General features: G+C 41.5%; 17 protein-coding genes. 2 read left to right on the top strand and 15 right to left on the bottom strand.

Features of this window, described 5'->3' with window-relative positions; translation table 11 throughout:
• Positions 1-76 precede the first annotated feature (76 nt).
• A complete protein-coding gene (locus ISX45_RS18455) occupies positions 77-1141 on the top strand; it encodes an FUSC family protein (protein WP_181557219.1) in 1065 nt (354 codons plus the stop codon).
• 36 nt (positions 1142-1177) lie between these two features.
• Here ISX45_RS18455 and nikC read toward each other — a convergent pair whose 3' ends face one another.
• The 11 genes from nikC to fabL form a co-directional block, all read right to left on the bottom strand.
• Positions 1178-2077, bottom strand: coding sequence for a nickel transporter permease (nikC, locus tag ISX45_RS18450; protein ID WP_181557218.1), 900 nt, complete (start codon positions 2075-2077; stop codon positions 1178-1180).
• Positions 2078-2091: 14 nt separating this feature from the next.
• Positions 2092-3099 (bottom strand): ABC transporter permease, encoded by a 1008-nt coding sequence (locus ISX45_RS18445; protein ID WP_194519605.1) that lies wholly within the window; start codon positions 3097-3099, stop codon positions 2092-2094.
• Positions 3100-3419: 320 nt separating this feature from the next.
• Entirely contained in the window at positions 3420-4982 is a 1563-nt protein-coding gene (locus tag ISX45_RS18440; RefSeq protein WP_233414559.1) for an ABC transporter substrate-binding protein, read from the bottom strand.
• Between the two features lie 89 nt (positions 4983-5071).
• On the bottom strand, positions 5072-6037 hold the full coding sequence (locus tag ISX45_RS18435; protein ID WP_181557215.1) for an ABC transporter ATP-binding protein: 966 nt from the start codon (positions 6035-6037) through the stop codon (positions 5072-5074).
• Complete coding sequence (locus tag ISX45_RS18430; protein WP_181557214.1) at positions 6003-7028, bottom strand: ABC transporter ATP-binding protein; 1026 nt, start codon at positions 7026-7028, stop codon at positions 6003-6005. Before ISX45_RS18430 ends, ISX45_RS18435 begins: the two co-directional genes overlap by 35 nt.
• Positions 7029-7150: 122 nt before the next feature.
• Complete coding sequence (locus ISX45_RS18425; protein WP_194519340.1) at positions 7151-8029, bottom strand: IS982 family transposase; 879 nt, start codon at positions 8027-8029, stop codon at positions 7151-7153.
• A gap of 258 nt (positions 8030-8287) precedes the next feature.
• Positions 8288-10042 (bottom strand): ABC transporter ATP-binding protein, encoded by a 1755-nt coding sequence (locus ISX45_RS18420; RefSeq protein WP_323744649.1) that lies wholly within the window; start codon positions 10040-10042, stop codon positions 8288-8290.
• 70 nt (positions 10043-10112) lie between these two features.
• Positions 10113-10646: a nucleoside tri-diphosphate phosphatase gene (gene ntdP / locus ISX45_RS18415; protein WP_181557213.1), complete on the bottom strand. Its 534-nt coding sequence runs from the start codon at positions 10644-10646 to the stop codon at positions 10113-10115.
• Positions 10647-10723: 77 nt separating this feature from the next.
• Positions 10724-10996, bottom strand: coding sequence for a YgaB family protein (locus ISX45_RS18410; protein WP_181557212.1), 273 nt, complete (start codon positions 10994-10996; stop codon positions 10724-10726).
• Between the two features lie 146 nt (positions 10997-11142).
• Positions 11143-11334, bottom strand: coding sequence for a gamma-type small acid-soluble spore protein (locus ISX45_RS18405; RefSeq protein WP_181557211.1), 192 nt, complete (start codon positions 11332-11334; stop codon positions 11143-11145).
• 58 nt (positions 11335-11392) lie between these two features.
• A complete protein-coding gene (gene fabL, locus ISX45_RS18400; RefSeq protein ID WP_181557210.1) occupies positions 11393-12142 on the bottom strand; it encodes an enoyl-[acyl-carrier-protein] reductase FabL in 750 nt (249 codons plus the stop codon).
• A 75-nt stretch (positions 12143-12217) separates the two neighbouring features.
• On the opposite strand from fabL, the gene ISX45_RS18395 reads away from it, so the two are divergent.
• On the top strand, positions 12218-12442 hold the full coding sequence (locus ISX45_RS18395) for a cytosolic protein (RefSeq protein ID WP_194519604.1): 225 nt from the start codon (positions 12218-12220) through the stop codon (positions 12440-12442).
• A gap of 13 nt (positions 12443-12455) precedes the next feature.
• Here ISX45_RS18395 and mutY read toward each other — a convergent pair whose 3' ends face one another.
• From mutY to ISX45_RS18375, 4 genes are all read right to left on the bottom strand, one after another.
• Positions 12456-13562, bottom strand: coding sequence for an A/G-specific adenine glycosylase (gene mutY, locus ISX45_RS18390; RefSeq protein WP_181557208.1), 1107 nt, complete (start codon positions 13560-13562; stop codon positions 12456-12458).
• A gap of 343 nt (positions 13563-13905) precedes the next feature.
• Complete coding sequence (locus ISX45_RS18385) at positions 13906-14718, bottom strand: formate/nitrite transporter family protein (RefSeq protein WP_194519603.1); 813 nt, start codon at positions 14716-14718, stop codon at positions 13906-13908.
• A 41-nt stretch (positions 14719-14759) separates the two neighbouring features.
• Positions 14760-15572 (bottom strand): formate dehydrogenase accessory sulfurtransferase FdhD, encoded by an 813-nt coding sequence (fdhD, locus tag ISX45_RS18380; protein ID WP_181557206.1) that lies wholly within the window; start codon positions 15570-15572, stop codon positions 14760-14762.
• 442 nt (positions 15573-16014) lie between these two features.
• Positions 16015-16365, bottom strand: a complete 351-nt coding sequence (locus ISX45_RS18375) for a Na-translocating system protein MpsC family protein (protein WP_181557205.1) — start codon at positions 16363-16365, stop codon at positions 16015-16017.
• Positions 16366-16836: the final 471 nt, after the last annotated feature.

Raw genomic sequence — 16836 nt, 5'->3', positions numbered from 1 at the left:
TCTTGATATTGTGGATAAAACAGTGTATATTACTGAATTGTTTAAGTGAAATAAGAAGGAAGGGTTTGAATTTACGATGAAGCTCGGTGCCCGCATTTTAAAAACGGGGATTGCCGTTACATTAGCACTTTTTTTAGCGACCCTATTAAAATTGCCTTCTCCAGTATTTGCTGGTATCTCTGCTGTATTTGCCATGCAGCCGACCATTTATCGCTCCTATTTGTCCCTTATCGAACAAGTGCAGGCAAACGTAATCGGAGCGATTTTCGCCATCGTCGGTGTGCTTTTATTTGGTCATGATCCTTTCATTATTGGGCTAACAGCTATGCTTGTCATTGCACTCTGCTTAAAAATGCGACTAGAATCAACCATTTCCATCGCGTTAGTCACCGTCATTGCCATTATGGAATATACAGAAGATCAGTTTATTGACTTTGCGATCATTCGCTTTTCCACGATTATGCTCGGAGTGTTGGCTGCGTTTTTCGTCAATCTGATCTTTCTTCCACCGAAATACGAAAAGAAACTCTACTATCAAATTGCGGAAAATACAGAAAATATTTTAAAATGGATTCGTGTCAATACAAGACATGCCTCTGAACATCATATTTTAAAAAACGATATCGAAAAAATGAAAGAAAACATGACGAAACTTGAACACCTTTATTTAATGTATAAAGAAGAAAGAAATTATTTTCAAAAAAATCGTTTCCAAAAGTCAAGAAAACTTGTCTTATATCGTCAAATGATTATAGTAACGAATCGAGCTCTAAACACATTAAAAATTCTTCATCGTCTCGAAAACGAACTGTATCATATGCCTGCCGAGTTTCAGCAGACGATCCGCTCACAACTCGACTGCTTACTCTATTATCATGAACAAATGTTATTAAAGTTTATCGGCAAAATAAAATGCCAATCGGACTCCGAAATTGTTAACGAGGCATGTAACGAAAAAAAACGATTGATCGAAGCATTTTATAAGTATAGCCAGCAAGGAAACGAATACCATCTCTTTTCTTTAGTTGGAGCCATTATTGATTACGGAGAACAATTAGACCATTTAGACAAATTAATTGAAAGCTTTCAGCACTATCATAAAGATGACTCTTTACCAACCAAAGACTTAGCAAACGAATAAACAGGGCTATCTCAGTTCAAGAGATAGCCCTGTTTGTTAGCTTTTCATACGCGGATCTAAGGCGTCACGCAAGCCGTCCCCCATTAAGTTAAATCCAAGCACTGTTAACATAATCGCAAGTCCCGGAAAAAACATTGTCCACGGTGCCTGTGTTAAAAAATCTTTGGAGTCAGCTAACATTTTTCCCCACTCTGGATTCGGCGGTTGCGCCCCTAACCCTAGAAACCCAAGCGCGGCTGCCTCAATAATCGCCGTCGCAATCGCTAATGTTCCTTGCACAATAATCGGTGTCATACTATTTGGCAAAATGTGATGAAATAAAATCCGCATATCGCTCATGCCAATCGCTTTCGCTGCCATAATATATTCTTCCTGCTTAATGCTTAATACACGCGAACGAATGAGGCGGCCGAAATTCGGAATATTAATGACCGCAATCGCAATGAGGGCATTTTGCAAAGAGGGGCCTAACACGGCAACAATTCCGATCGCAAGCAAAATGCTTGGAAACGCCAGCATAATATCAAATATTCGCGAAATCACTCCATCGATCCAGCGACCATAATAGCCGGCAATGATTCCAAGCAATGAGCCGGCAACGACCGAACCTAACACGGAAAAAAAGCCAACCCATAATGAAATTCTCGCTCCATAAATAACACGCGATAAAATATCCCGTCCGAAATCATCGGTACCAAATAAATGCTCTGATGACGGTGGCTGTAATCGAAGCGACAAATTTTGCTCATTAATCCCATAAGGAGCAATAAGCGGCGCCAATACTGCAAGCAGAATGAAAAATGAGACAATTCCCGTACCTACAAGTGCCATTTTGTTCTTTTTAAAACTGCGCCATCCTTCCTGCCATAAAGACACAGGCTCCTCTTGTTTTTGTACCGTTGACAGCGGCACTTGATTTCGAGCGAGTTCAGCCATGCTCGTTCCCTCCTTTATGAGTTGTACTTAATGCGTGGGTCAATTGCAGCATAGAGAAGGTCAACAATTAAGTTAATAAAGATAAAAATCGTTGCTACAATTAAAATTCCTGACTGAATCACTGGATAGTCGCGGTACCCTATTGCTTCATAAATATATCGCCCAATTCCCGGCCAGCTAAAAATCGTTTCCGTTAAAATCGCTCCTCCCAGCAATAACCCCGTTTGTAAACCGATGACAGTCAATACGGGAATAATCGCATTTTTTAACGAATGCTTGTACACCACCCAAAACATGCTTAATCCTTTAGCACGTGCTGTACGAATATAATCGGACTTCATCACTTCTAACATGCTTGAACGAGTAATGCGGGCAATAATCGCCATCGGAATGGTGGCCAAAGCCACACTTGGCAAAATTAAATGCTGCAATACTTGCATAAACTGTTCCGTATTTCCTTGTAACAGTGTATCCACTAAATAAAGATGGGTAATCGGTTCAATCGGATTTCTTACATCTTCCCGCCCTGACGTCGGCAGCCAATCCAACCGAATCGCAAATGCCCATTGTTCCATTAATCCGAGCCAAAAAATCGGCATGGATACACCAATCAGCGCCAATATCATCGCAATATAATCGAACCATGAATTTTGAAACCATGCGCTAATAATACCAGCGTTCACTCCGATGACAACGGCAATCACCATCGCCGCTAGAGACAGCTCTAATGTCGCCGCTAAATACGGCCAAATTTCCTGCGACACAGCAGTTCCTGTACGAATTGATTCCCCTAAATCTCCTTTTAGCAGACCACCTAAGTATTTGATATATTGAATGTACCACGGCTGGTCGAGCCCTAATTTATGAGTTAACGCTTCTACAGCCTCTTTTGTCGCTTTTTGTCCTAAAATCACTTGAGCCGGATTGCCTGGAATCGCTCGAATCATAAAAAAGACAACCAGCGACATTCCTAAGAGAACAGGAATCACCATGAATACCCTTCGTAATGTGTAAGAAAACACGGCTCTCACTCCTTTTTCAACTGGCTATCCATTCAGAAGAACAACGCAAGCATCCCATATCCTGTAGACAAGCAGAGAAATGTCACCATCTTGACTCCCTCGATGGATAAATGCTCTTCCCCGCACAGGAGCGCCTTCCTCAAAAGAAGCCGGTTTGACACCGAGCTGCTTAAAGCATCACTTGTCCAGTTATGATTTAAGCAATTACTGCATCGATGCTGAGTCAAGGTGCAAACCGGTTGGACGCGTGCGCTAGACCGGTTTCGTTTCCCATTTATTATGAAAAAGGGAGAGGATGCACTCCTCCCCGCCACACAGATTTATTGCAACTCTACTTTTGTAAATTTATCAGAACCGGTTGGATGTGGGTTAAACCCTTTAATATTGGCTTTACCTGCTAACAATGGTGTTGAGTGTACGAGCGGGATCCATGGTGCATCTTCTTTAATAATTTCTTGTGCTTTTTTGTAAAGCTCATTCCGTTTGTTTTCATCGCTGATCGTTTGCGCTTCGACTAAAATATTGTGAAGCTCATCATTTGAATAATACGTAAAGTTGTTGCTGCCAATGCTATCTTTGTCTAATAAAGCATACAAGAAGTTATCAGCATCGCCGTTATCTCCTGTCCACCCAAGCAAGAACGCATCTGCTTCTCCTTTTGCCGCTTTATCTAAATACGTTGCCCATTCGTAAGTAACGATTTTTGCTTTAACACCAATTTTTGCAAAATTCGCTTGAAGGGCTTCCGCTACTTTTTGTCCATCCGGCATATATGGACGCGGAACAGGCATTGCCCATAGCTCCATCTCAAATCCATTTGGATATCCTGCTTGAGCAAGAAGTTGTTTGGCTTTCTCTAAATCAAATGGATAATCTTTAATATCGTCGTTATAGCCAGGAATACTTGGCGGCATTGGGTTTTTCGCTGGCTCGGCTTGTCCTGCGTAAAACGCATCAATGATCGCTTTTTTGTCAACTGCATAGTTCAATGCTTGACGAACTAATTTGTTTTTCAACGGTCCTCTTGTTGCCGTTAAACCAACGTAACCGACGTTCATGGATGGACGCTTGAAAATTTGGAAATCTTTATTTCCTTCTAACTTTTTCAAATCAGATGGATTCAAATCTTCCATTAAATCAATTTCGCCTTTTAGCAACGCATTTAAGCGCGCAGAGTTATCAGGAATAGAAACGAAGATTAATTGATTTAATTTTGGGTAGCCTTTTAACCAGTAGTCTTTGTTTTTCTCTAATACGATGCGCTCATTGCGTTTCCATTCTTTAAAAACGAATGGACCCGTACCGACAGGATGTTCCGCAAATTTGTCACCGTATTTCTTCACCGCTGTTGGGCTAGCGATCGCAAACGGCGTCATCGCGATATTTTTCAAAAATGGAGCTTGCGGACGCTTTAAGACAAATTGCACCGTGTAATCATCCACTGCTTTTACTTCTTTGATTACATGGCTTGCATCGTTTTTGTAGCCGCCAAACATCGAGCCGTAATAAGGGAATTTATCAGCATTTCCGTTGGCCCAGCGCTCAAAGTTGAACACAACCGCTTGGGCGTTAAAATCTGTGCCATCATGGAATTTGACGCCTTTGCGAAGCTCAAACGTATACGTTAAACCATCTTTAGAAATTGTCCATTTTGTTGCTAGAGCCGGTTGCACGGTTGTATCGTTCTCGTTATAGTCTAGCAATGTATCAAAAATATTTTTCGTCACTTTTAGCGATTCACCATCGGTTACTGTGGCGGGATCAAGCGCAACAGAATCACCGCCGCGACCATACACTAATGTACTTTGTGACGATTCGCCTTTTCCACTGCTTGTCTTTTCCGATTTTCCACAGCCGACAAGCACCATCGACAATGCGAGCATAAATGCAAGCAATGTCGCTATTGATTTTTTCCTCACAATGATTTCCCCCTTTTTAATGTCATTTATATCATTCGTTGTTTGCCAACTTCCTAATAAAGGTGGCAAGCAACGTAATGCCCTTGTTCTACTTCTTTAAACTCTGGGCGAGTTGTTTTGCAAATGTCCATACAAGCACTACAACGCGTATGGAAGGCACATCCTTTTGGCGGATTGGCCGGACTCGGTAAATCTCCGGCTAAAAGCTGCCTTTCTTGCTGATGCTCTGGGTCAGGAATAGGGACTGCTGATAACAGCGCCTTGGTATATGGGTGCTTAGGAGATTGGTATAACGTATCGCTATCAGCCAATTCAACAAGCCTGCCTAAATACATTACACCGACACGGTCACTAATATGCCGAACGACTCCTAAATCATGCGCAATAAAGATGTACGTTAATCCGAATTCTTTCTGTAAATCTTCTAATAAATTCAGCACTTGCGCTTGAATCGACACGTCTAGCGCTGAAACAGGTTCATCAGCAATAATGAGCTTTGGATGGGTCATTAACGCCCGAGCGATGCCGATGCGTTGACGTTGTCCGCCGCTAAACTGATGGGGATACCGCTTCGCATGATAACGGCCGAGCCCTACCACTTCTAGCATTTCTTGAACGCGCTTTTTTCTCTCTTGTTTAGAGCCAATACCGTGTACGATAAGCGGCTCTTCTAAAATTTTTTCTACCGTATGACGCGGATTTAACGAAGCAAAAGGATCTTGAAAAATCATTTGCATGTCACGCCGCATTTTTCGTAATGCCGATTTCGATAAACGGGTGATCTCTTGTCCTTCAAATATGATGGATCCTTCTGTCGGCTCAAGCAAACGGAGAATCATGCGTCCCGTCGTCGATTTACCGCAGCCGCTTTCACCGACAATTCCTAGCGTTTCTCCTTTGTATACCGTGAAGGACACATCATCGACCGCTTTGACTTCACCAATTTCTTTACTAAACACTCCCCCTGTAATCGGAAAATATTTTTTAAGTCCGTTCACTTGTAACAGCGGTTCGCCCACGGTTTTGTTCCTCCTCTCTCAGCTGCAAAAAGCAACGAACTCGATGCCCGTTTTTCCCTGTTTCGTATAGCGACGGAGTTTCACGAAAACATCGCTCAAATGCGTGTTCACATCGCGCAGCAAAACGGCAACCTTGCTGAATCGAACCGGGCTTTGGCACACTTCCCGGAATCGAGTAAAGACGTTCTTTTTTCCCTCGAATATCAGGTACAGACTGAATCAATCCCACTGTGTATGGATGCTTCGGATGTTTGAAAATTGTACGCACATCCCCTTCTTCGACAATGTTTCCCGAATACATGACAATCACGCGCTGACATACTTCGGCAACAACTCCTAAATCGTGCGTAATCATCATAATCGCTGTGCCAAATTGTCGATTTAATTCTTTCATTAATGCCAAAATTTGTGCCTGAATAGTAACATCTAACGCTGTCGTCGGCTCATCGGCAATCAATAGCGAAGGATTGCATACCATCGCCATTGCGATCATTACCCTTTGTCTCATCCCACCGGACAGTTGGTGAGGATATTCCTCCATGATTTCCTCCGCACGCGGAAGACCGACAAGCTTTAACATTTCTACCGCCCGTACGCGAGCCTGTTTTTTGTTCATATCGGTATGTATCCGGATCGCCTCGACGAGTTGGTTGCCAATCGTAAATAGCGGATTTAACGACGTCATCGGTTCTTGGAAAATCATCGCGATTTCGTTACCGCGAATTTCTTTCATTCGCTTTTCGGTCACGTGAACGATGTTTTCTCCTTTGAATAAAATGTCACCGCTGACAATCTTTCCGATTCCTTTCGGCAGTAGTCCCATAATCGATAAGGAGGTGACACTTTTTCCGCATCCCGATTCTCCAACGACTCCTAAAATTTCTCCTTCGTTTATGTAAAAACTAATATCATCGACCGCCGGAATTTCCCCGTCATCTGTAAAAAAGGATGTTTTTAATCCTTTTACTTCTAACACCGGGTCCCCACTCATCGTATCCCCCCCTATTTCATATGCCAGAAAAGAATTTTAGTATTATTCTGTCATTTTAATTAAAATTATGCCATGTATAGTAGGATAATACAATATATAATACCCGTGGTGCTAGTTGAGTCTTAACGCTCAACTAGCCCAAGAACAACAAGCGAGTAAGTCAGTAAAATACCATCCAGTGCCGTTTCAAATCCAGAAACCGAGTTCGCTCGAATCTCGGTGATCCGATACGAATCGACTAAAATCGAAAACACGGTTTCCACCACTTTACGTTTTCGCTTCATCCACTGTTTCCATGCGTCCGATTGGCGAATTCGCTGATTTTTTCGAACGGGCGTCCAAAAAGCGACTCGGTGCTCTTCGTACAGCTTCTTTTGCAGCTTTTGGCTGATATACCCTTTGTCACCGAGGTTATACGGATGTGGAATTTGCGTCATGACGGTTTCAGCGGCCACCCGGTCGTGACAAGACGCTTCGGTGACAACATATCCCATCGGAAGCCCTTGGTCGGTGACCTGCAGGTGAAGTTTCCACCCATAGAAAGTGATCCTTTTGGAAGCACAATAGCCAATATCGGCAATTCCACGGAATCGTTTGACGCGATGCATTCGAGCTGAATGACACAGCTCGATCGGCAAGCTGTCCACGACCGCATACGCATGGTGTTGCCCACGCTTGGCCAGCTGGTGCCGAATCCACTTGATCGCAAAGCTAAGCGCTCGGCAGCGACGGTTGTACCGAGAACGCTCAGGGAACAAGTCCTTGGGAAACAAATTCCCAATCACAAACCGATGCCAAGCCCGTTCGGAAGTGAAGCCCAACAACTTTCCAAGGACATGGATGGTGATGATGACTTCGTCTTTCTGTTTCAACAAATGACGATTTCGACGTTGAAGAGGAATCTGGATACTCGATAGTTGAGCCGATACAAAAAGCAAAATCGATGCATATTGTTTTTGAAGTTTGACACGATCTGTAGTAAAATGAAAGTGCTCTTGCATGGGGATTCTCCTTTCGAATGGTAGGTCGCACTTTCATTCTACAGGAGATTCGCCAGGCAAGAGCTATTTTTTATGCTTGTTTGATTTTATCTAGCACCACGGGTAATATATAATATTTAAAAAAAATCAAATTATCAGAATAAACCAACCACAAATGACAAACATATGAAAAAAAGCGGCTTTATCATGGATAAAGTCGCTTTTTCCATATATACTTTCTTTTTCCTAATAATATAAGTATTTTTGCTCCCTCTATTTTTATTGCTCATGATTCAATTGTTGAATAGTAAATAAATTATAATACTGTCCTTTTTGATTCATGAGTTCCTCGTGCGTACCGCTTTCAACGATTTTTCCGTCTTCAATGAGGAAAATGCGATCAGCATGGGTGATGGTCGACAAGCGATGGGCAATGATAAAGGTTGTGCGATTTTTCGCCAGTCTTTCCATTGCCTCTTGAATGTAATGCTCACTTTCTAAATCAAGAGCAGATGTTGCCTCGTCAAAAATGAGTAACGGTGGATTTTTTAAAAACACGCGCGCAATTGCAATGCGCTGCTTCTGTCCCCCGGATAATTTCACCCCGCGCTCGCCTACTTTCGTGTTGTAACCGTTTGGCAAATTCATAATAAAGTCATGAGCGTTCGCCGCTTTCGCTGCTGCAATGACTTCTTCATCCGTAGCTCCCGGTTTTCCAAACAAAATATTTTCCTTTACAGAATCGCTAAATAAAAAGCTGTCTTGAAATACTATGCCAATTTTATCCCGCAAACTCCGGACGTTGAAATTGCGAATATCAACTCCATCTAATAAAATCCGGCCGCTCGTAACATCATAAAATCGCGGAATTAAACTGACTAATGTCGACTTTCCCCCACCGCTCATGCCGACAAGAGCGATCGTCTCCCCCGCTTTGACCGAAAACGAAATGTCTCGGAGCACTGGCGGTTCATCCTTGTCATACGCAAACGACACATGCTCAAACACCACGTTGCCTTTCACTTTCTCACAACGGATAGCATCAGGGGAATCTGTAATATCATACGTTTCGTCTAAAAACTCAAACATCCGGTCCATCGAAGCGAACGACTGTGTTAACGTTGTGGAAGAATTGACGAGACGGCGCAATGGGTTATAAAGTCGGTCAATGTACCCAACGAAAGCGACCAACGTACCAATCGTTAAATTCCCAAGCAACACTTCATACCCGGCATAACCAATAACAATGATTGGGGCAATATCAGTCACCGTATTCACAACTGCAAACGCTTTAGCGTTCCAGCTCGTATGCATAAGTGCTTTTGTTAAAAAATTGTTGTTTTGTTGATGAAATCGCTTCTGCTCCTCATCTTCAATCGCAAAGCTTTTGATAACAGGCATTCCTTGTACGCGCTCATGTAAATACGCTTGCAATTCAGCTAACGCCTGAGAACGCGTTCTTGTTAACCTTCGTAACCGACCAAAAAAGTATTTCACGGAAAAAGCATAAATCGGTAGAGTGCTTACCGAAATAAGCGTCAATTTCACGTCCATCCGCACCATAATGAAAAGAGCGATCACAATTGTCGCCATGTCAAGCCAAAGATTCATAAGCCCTGTAATAATAAAATCCTTTGTCTGCTCTACATCATTAATGACGCGCGAAATGACTTCTCCCGTACGATGATTGGCATAGTATGTAAAGCTTAACTTTTGCATATGTGTAAATAAACGATTGCGGATGTCATACAGCACTTTACTTCCGGTCCATTGTGCAAAATACTGGCGGTAATATTCCACAATCGGACGAATGACAACAAAAATGAACAACATGACAATTAATGCCCACCAAAGTCGCGATGTTTTTGCGGACATGCTTAACTGCTGGCTTCCAATAATATCATCCACGACATATTTAAGCAACATCGGAATAAGAAGCGGAATAGCGAATTTAATAATCCCGATCACCATTGTAGCAATGATATGCCATTTATAAGGGCGAACAAATTGCATATAGCGCCGAATATTGTTCACGGACAAGTCCCCCTTAAAAGCAGAAAAACCTGTTTGCAACAACGAACAGGCTTTTTGCTTCCATGCCTATTTACTTTCGGTAAGAAAGAAATTTTTCATACCACATATCAATAAAATCCGGAGCAAACGGACCTTTTCTTTCATGAATCCAGCTTATGAGCTTTCGCACGTTGTTTTTTAAAATGCGGTCAATCACGTTCGGGTAGTTCATTTCGCGGCGATGCCGTTCGTATTCATCTTCATCAAGAAGAACATACGTCATATCAGGGAAGACTTTCACATCTAAATCATAATCAATGTATTTTAATGCTTCGTCGTCCCACACAAACGGCGAACTAAGATTACAGTAGTAATATATTCCGTCTTCACGAATCATTCCAATAATATTAAACCAATGCCTTGCATGAAAAAAGCAAATGGCTGGTTCTCTTGTAACCCATGTCCGTCCATCTGCCTCCGTCACAATGGTTCGGTCATTTGCAGCGATAATATAAGTGGGAGTCCCTTTTAACACCATTGTCTCTTCCCATACCCGATGGATCAAACCGTTATGCTTATAACTATGGATTTGAATGATTTCTCCTTCAACAGGATAGCCTGCCATCTTTTCTCCCTACTTTCATCTGGGCACTTCTTTTTTTATTATAACGGTTCGGTTTGGAAATGAAAACAAAAGAGCCATCAAAGATGTGGAGATGGCTCGCAAACGCGGCGATACTGTCTTTGATATGATTGAATAACCTCTTCCGTCTGCTTTTCAAACACTCTTTGAATTTCCTTTAACTGTTGCTTCATTTGTTGAATTTCTTCTTGAATCGACTGCAATTTCGCTTCGTTCTGCAGTTCGATTAACTCTTCTTCAAGCGCTTGGCAACGCTCGATTTCCGATTGTAAAAACAATAGCTGATCCATCGTTTTTAACTGTTCGCTTACTAAACGGTCAAAAGGCTCCACGTTCCTCTCCCCCTTCCGCATCCTATACTCATTACATTCGGGAAAAAGAGAGGGATCTCCTTTGACTATATATGTAAAGTTGTGGTAACTTTTGTCGAGAAGCAAACAGGCGCCCTTCCCGAAAAAAGAGCGCCTGTCTAATGTTGTTATTTGCTTGAATTTTGCGCTTTGCGAGCTTCCGCTTGAGCGTTTTGTTGTTTTACTTGTTGTGCACTTGTTTCTGACGCAAATTCTGTACCGTATTGACCTGCTGCGCCAGCTTGTGCAGATTGAGCATTTTGTTGTCTTACTTCTTGAACATTAGTGCCTGCTGCTGTTTTGTTCGGTTGTTTTGCCATCGTTATCACCTCCACGTGACTTAATGTGTCCAGAAGGTGACGTTTCTATCCATAAAAATTACAAAAGTAAAGATCTTCCACCATCAACAATAATCGTTTGACCGCAAATCATATCGGCTTGCTCCGACAGTAAAAACATGACGGTATTTACAATATCTTTTGGTTCTACCATTCGTCCCGCTGGTGTCTTTGCCACTGCATCTGCTAGCAGCTCTTCGCGGTTCGGAAAATGTTTTAATGCATCTGTATCAACCGCACCGCCAGAAACGGCATTAACGGAAATATTTTTCGACGCTAATTCAACAGCTAGATAGCGCGTCAATGATTCCACTGCCGCTTTTGAGACACCTACTGCTGTGTAATTTTCTAAATAACGAATGGAACCAAGTGAACTAATGCTAACAATTTTCCCGCCTCCGACTTTTTCCATTCGTTTCGCAGCTTCCTGAGCACAAAACAATAATGCCTTACTGTTAATATCCATCGTCCAATCCCAATGTGATTCTTCAAGTTCCATCGCTGGACGCAATACACCAGAAGCAGCGTTGTTAATGAGCACATCTACGCGGCCGAACGCTTCATCCACTTGCGCAAACATTTCTTTAATCTTTTCCACTTTTCCTACGTTCGCTTTCACCACAAGCGCTTTTCTCCCTAATGCTTCAATTTCTTGTGCTGTTTGTAATGCCGCTTCCTTACTTCTCGCATAGTTCACGACAATATGATATCCTTCTTCAGCAAGGCGAAGAGCAATCGCTTTTCCGATTCCGCGACTGCTTCCGGTCACAACAGCTACTTTTTCACTCATCGATTTTTCCCCTTTACTTTTTTATGTATAAATACATAGGCTGTTTTTTAAACTATGAAAAAAGGAGGTACAGCCATGTACGTTGGTCGTGATATGACAGAGCTTTCCATGATTCCAAAATCGGAATGGAAAGATAGTGAACTTGCTTTTTTTCATCATTCGTTTCAACAAATCGCTCCATATTTAAATGCAGAAGGACAAACGATTCACCGCGAAATTATTGAAGAAATCGAAGCGCGCGGCGGTTTGAAACGAAACGAAGCCACCTATACGCAAGGCACACAGCTATCGTATGACTAAAAACAGGTGGAGACTATCCACCTGTTCCTTTCTCCTTGTACTCGTGCCAAATGCGTTGATGAGAAACAGGAAATGCATACTCACTAATTTCATGCTCATCAACAAGTTTGAGACGCTCTGTTTCCACAATGTCGCTAACGATTTTACCATAGTAGACAACAATATTCCAAATTAAATGCGAAAACACATGCTCTAAAGCCGCGAACGGCTGCTCAAGCTGGACCGTTACTCCGTATTCCTCTTTCAAAAATATTTCCAGTTGCGTTTTCGGATTTTCTCGTGAATGGACTACTTCACAGTTCGGAAACTCCCATAAATTTGCAAGCAACCCTTCACTGTCACGCTTATGGATCAGCACCTTGCCACACTCATTCTGGACAACCGCAGCCACAATCGGCATTTCTCTGACGTTCGTTTTTTTCGTTTTGACCGGTAGTTCCCCCTGCACTCCTTCATGAAACGCTCGGCAATGCGCTTGCACCGGACAAAGCAAACAGGCTGGATTTCGCGGAATACAAATTAATGCCCCAAGTTCCATTAACGCCTGGTTAAAATAAGAAGGATTTTCTTCATCAATAATTTCTCTGACAATCCCTTCAAACAGTTTTCTTGTTCCCGCTTTCGTAATATCGTCCCATACAAGAAAAATACGCGACAGCACGCGCATGACGTTGCCATCGACAGCCGGTTCAGGAATGCCGTATGCAATGCTTAATACGGCTCCAGTCGTATAAGGTCCGACACCTTTTAGCTTAGAAAACTCTTCGACTCGATTCGGCACTTTTCCGCCATATCGTTCTTTCACTTCTTTAACAGCGGCATGCAAGTTTCGTATGCGTGAATAATACCCAAGTCCTTCCCACGCTTTTAGCACTTTTTCCTCATCGGCATCCGCTAACGCTTCTAAAGTCGGAAACTGTTCCATAAAATGATGAAAGTATGGAATAACCGTTTCGACTCTTGTCTGTTGTAACATCACTTCTGAAACCCATATTTTATAAGGATCTGTATCTTTTCGCCAAGGCAAATCGCGCTGTTCTTTTTCAAACCAGCTAATTAAATCACGCTGAAATGTGTCAATTAAAAACCCTTCAACAAATCGTTTTACTTTTTCGTTCACGTTGCTTCCTCCAAGATGGTAAACTAACGACACATGTTGATTATATCACTTTCTCCTATCCATGTAGATTGAAAAATAAGTATACGCAATCTAGTTAATTTAAAAATCCCAACCAAAATATTCCTATTTTATTAAGCTTAGTCCCAGCATCATAACTGTGCTTGACGGTACTTAACTTCCAAATTTGGATAATCGAAAATAGTCAATATAAAAGGAAAAGACCAACTATCATAAATGAAGCAAACCATCCATCACAAGCTGTAACTAAGAGGCTAAGCCTATACAAAAAAGACATCTTATCCCACAGGACAAACATCCATTACAGGAAAAGATGTCTTTACTGTCATTTCGCCTCTTTTTTTAGAACTCTTATCATCGTCTCATATCTCAATTCTTTCATATAAGCTAACCAATAGAGCAGAGCAACGAATCCCCCTCCACCAACGGCGTTTCCTAAAAAGACAGGAACAAAATTGCGAAACCAATCTGTCCAAGTAGCATGCCCAGCAAATATCGCAGCTGGGATTACAAACATATTCGCAACGACGTGCTGGAATCCGATCGCTACGAACGCCATAATCGGAAACCAAATCGCAAGAATCTTTCCACCGATATCTTCTGCTCCGTATGCAAGCCATACAGCTAACGCCACTAGCCAGTTACAGCCGATTGCAGAGAAAAAAGCTTGGATAAATGTATCTTTTAGCTTCGCATCAGCAATGGCTAGCGTCTTCGCTAAAAAAGGGCCTTCAGAGGTTAATCCAACGACATGTCCAAAGACATAAGCAACAAACACGGCCCCAACAAAATTACCGATCGTTACCCAGAACCATCCCTTGATGACATCTCTAATCGTAATTTTTTTCGCTAACATAGCAAAAGTCATCGACATCATGTTCCCCGTTAACAGTTCTCCCCCGGCAATGACGACAAGGATCAGGCCTAACGGGAAAACAGCAGCACCTAAAAAGTTCGCAAAACTTCCCCAGTCTTTCGGGACATTCCCGATAACGCGAATATCCAAGAGAAACCCTAATGCAATAAACGCACCAGCCAAAAATCCTAGAATTAACTGGGTCAAAAGAGGCTGCTTCGCTTTACGTGTTCCTATCTCGATCGTTAGTTGAGCAATTTGAGATGGTGTACGATATGCCAATAACCCCTTCCTCCTTTTTCTAACAAAGAATGGTATTGAAACTATTCAGGGAAACATTCCCCATCGACATCTATGATTTTTTCAGAATGAGTATATACATTTAGCGTACTATCGCGAATAAAACCCACGACCGCAATTCCTAAATCCCTTGCTAATTCTAGAGCTAATGTCGTCGGCGCAGATTTAGATAAAATAATACCAATTCCAATTTTAGATACTTTCAATAAAACTTCTGATGAAACTCGGCCACTAAAGGCTATTACCTTGTCTGCCAACGAAAGTCGATGTTGTAAACAATATCCATAAATTTTATCTAGCGTGTTATGTCTACCAATATCAGAACGCATCACGACGAGTTCACTCGGCGTACATAAGGCTGCATTGTGAATGCCTCCAGTCGCTTGAAAATCGGACGAGCTTTCCTGTAATCGTTTCATTAAATGAAAGCATTGATCAACCGTAACACGAGTCTGGTTCGTTACAGTTTTGGCTGTCCTCATATCATTATAAAAATAAAATTGTCTACTTTTTCCGCAGCAAGAACCAATAAAGCGTTTAGAGTAAAAATCTTTGCTAATCGACCGTTTCGTTGCTAATTCTACGTAAGCAAAACCACGCGATTCATCAATCGTTAGCGACTTTATTTCATCAGAAACACGAATGAGCCCCTCGGATGCCAAAAAACCAATAACCATCTCATCAAGGTGAGTCGGTGTACACACCATGGTAGCAAACTCTTCTCCATCCACCACGATAGTAAGTGGATATTCTACAGCCACTTCGTCATCTAATTTTTGGAATACACTATCCTTATATTTGATAATTTTTTGCGAATGGGTCACTGACTTGCCCATACTATCACCTCTTTTTTCCGTTCAAAAACATTTGTCACCATTATATTCGGATCTTTATTAAAAATAATTAAAAGCATGAAGATAAAAATCTTTTATATAAAAAACAAAACCGCCACATTCTCTAAATACAAAATAGTTCTACTATTTGGTATATTTAGAGAAGTGGCGGTAGTTTCAACACAGGAACGCTGTGATAAAACCAACGGCTTCAGTTGTGTATCGGGAAAAGCTTAACTGATAACAGAATCCCATTCTATTACCAAGCCAAACTTTTCATGTTTATTCTAACATGAAAACGCATTATTTAACAATATGAAATTTTACTTGAATGGTTGATATAAGCAAAGGAATGACACATTATTTCGGATTTTGTATTTTATATTTTCGAGAAAGATAGCCAAACGTCAAAATTGGATTCGCTCCTCTGTTTGTTTCTGCTTTTCTATTGCTCTGCAATTTTATCTTCAAATATAAATACAGAAACAGCAATATCTTCTTCTACGTTAATATCTGAAAATAAGTAAAGTAGCTTCGAACCTACTAAATCTTCCAATCCATCCGGCACCTTCCTTGCATACACTTCCTGAATCATGCTCGTCCGAGCAGTATGAACCATTTCCTTTCCTTCCCGTGATTGCGCAATAAATTTTTCCGTTGGCGTTAAATTTCCGTGCAATATTGTTACGGCTATATTCTCAATAAAATGCGTTTTAATTCGTTCTGGCCCCTTTCCAAACAGCTGTTTGCGAACCTTTCGGATGATATCATTGAAAGCCGCTTCTTTCTTTGACATGTAGAACCCCCCTTTCCTTTGTGTAAAATTATAATCCTAGAAGTCACAAAAAGGGAATCAAATGAATGCTCACAGACAATCCGTAACAAATCGAAACATTTCAGGATGCCATTAAGTACACCAAAACAGCCTTTGATTTTATCTACCTCAATGTAGCCAAAAGTATAGACGACATGAACATTATTCAACTGAATCCAATTCTTCGCGAACAAACAAATACAATTCAAGCTTTGATGAAATCTTTTTTCCTTTCAAACACATAGGTTGTGTTACAAAGAGTATAGTAATATAATAGACATGACAATAGTGGAAACATAATAAGGAAACTTGTTATGTTTCTACCTCATTACCAATTGGCGGATTGGCGATTTAGTTATATTCATGCTAAAGAGCTACTCCACCATGATCAATCTGTCGAATGTACTATGACCAGATTGTTTCATGGTGGAGTTTTTTATTTTCTAAAGGGGG

The organism is Thermaerobacillus caldiproteolyticus, from assembly GCF_015326725.1.
GTDB classification, from domain to species: domain Bacteria; phylum Bacillota; class Bacilli; order Bacillales; family Anoxybacillaceae; genus Thermaerobacillus; species Thermaerobacillus caldiproteolyticus.
This window is presented reverse-complemented; position numbering and strand designations above follow the sequence as displayed.

What these genes read in the sequence shown, in the direction of transcription:
- ISX45_RS18375 (WP_181557205.1), bottom strand. Translation starts at nt 16,365, where the DNA reads ATGTCAAAGAAAGAAGCGGCTTTCAATGATATCATCCGAAAGGTTCGC.
- fabL (WP_181557210.1), bottom strand. Translation starts at nt 12,142, where the DNA reads ATGAGTGAAAAAGTAGCTGTTGTGACCGGAAGCAGTCGCGGAATCGGA.
- ISX45_RS18455 (WP_181557219.1), top strand. Translation starts at nt 77, where the DNA reads ATGAAGCTCGGTGCCCGCATTTTAAAAACGGGGATTGCCGTTACATTA.
- ISX45_RS18395 (WP_194519604.1), top strand. Translation starts at nt 12,218, where the DNA reads ATGTACGTTGGTCGTGATATGACAGAGCTTTCCATGATTCCAAAATCG.
- ISX45_RS18430 (WP_181557214.1), bottom strand. Translation starts at nt 7,028, where the DNA reads ATGAGTGGGGACCCGGTGTTAGAAGTAAAAGGATTAAAAACATCCTTT.
- ISX45_RS18425 (WP_194519340.1), bottom strand. Translation starts at nt 8,029, where the DNA reads ATGCAAGAGCACTTTCATTTTACTACAGATCGTGTCAAACTTCAAAAA.
- nikC (WP_181557218.1), bottom strand. Translation starts at nt 2,077, where the DNA reads ATGGCTGAACTCGCTCGAAATCAAGTGCCGCTGTCAACGGTACAAAAA.
- ISX45_RS18405 (WP_181557211.1), bottom strand. Translation starts at nt 11,334, where the DNA reads ATGGCAAAACAACCGAACAAAACAGCAGCAGGCACTAATGTTCAAGAA.
- ISX45_RS18440 (WP_233414559.1), bottom strand. Translation starts at nt 4,982, where the DNA reads ATGCTCGCATTGTCGATGGTGCTTGTCGGCTGTGGAAAATCGGAAAAG.
- fdhD (WP_181557206.1), bottom strand. Translation starts at nt 15,572, where the DNA reads ATGGGCAAGTCAGTGACCCATTCGCAAAAAATTATCAAATATAAGGAT.
- ntdP (WP_181557213.1), bottom strand. Translation starts at nt 10,646, where the DNA reads ATGGCAGGCTATCCTGTTGAAGGAGAAATCATTCAAATCCATAGTTAT.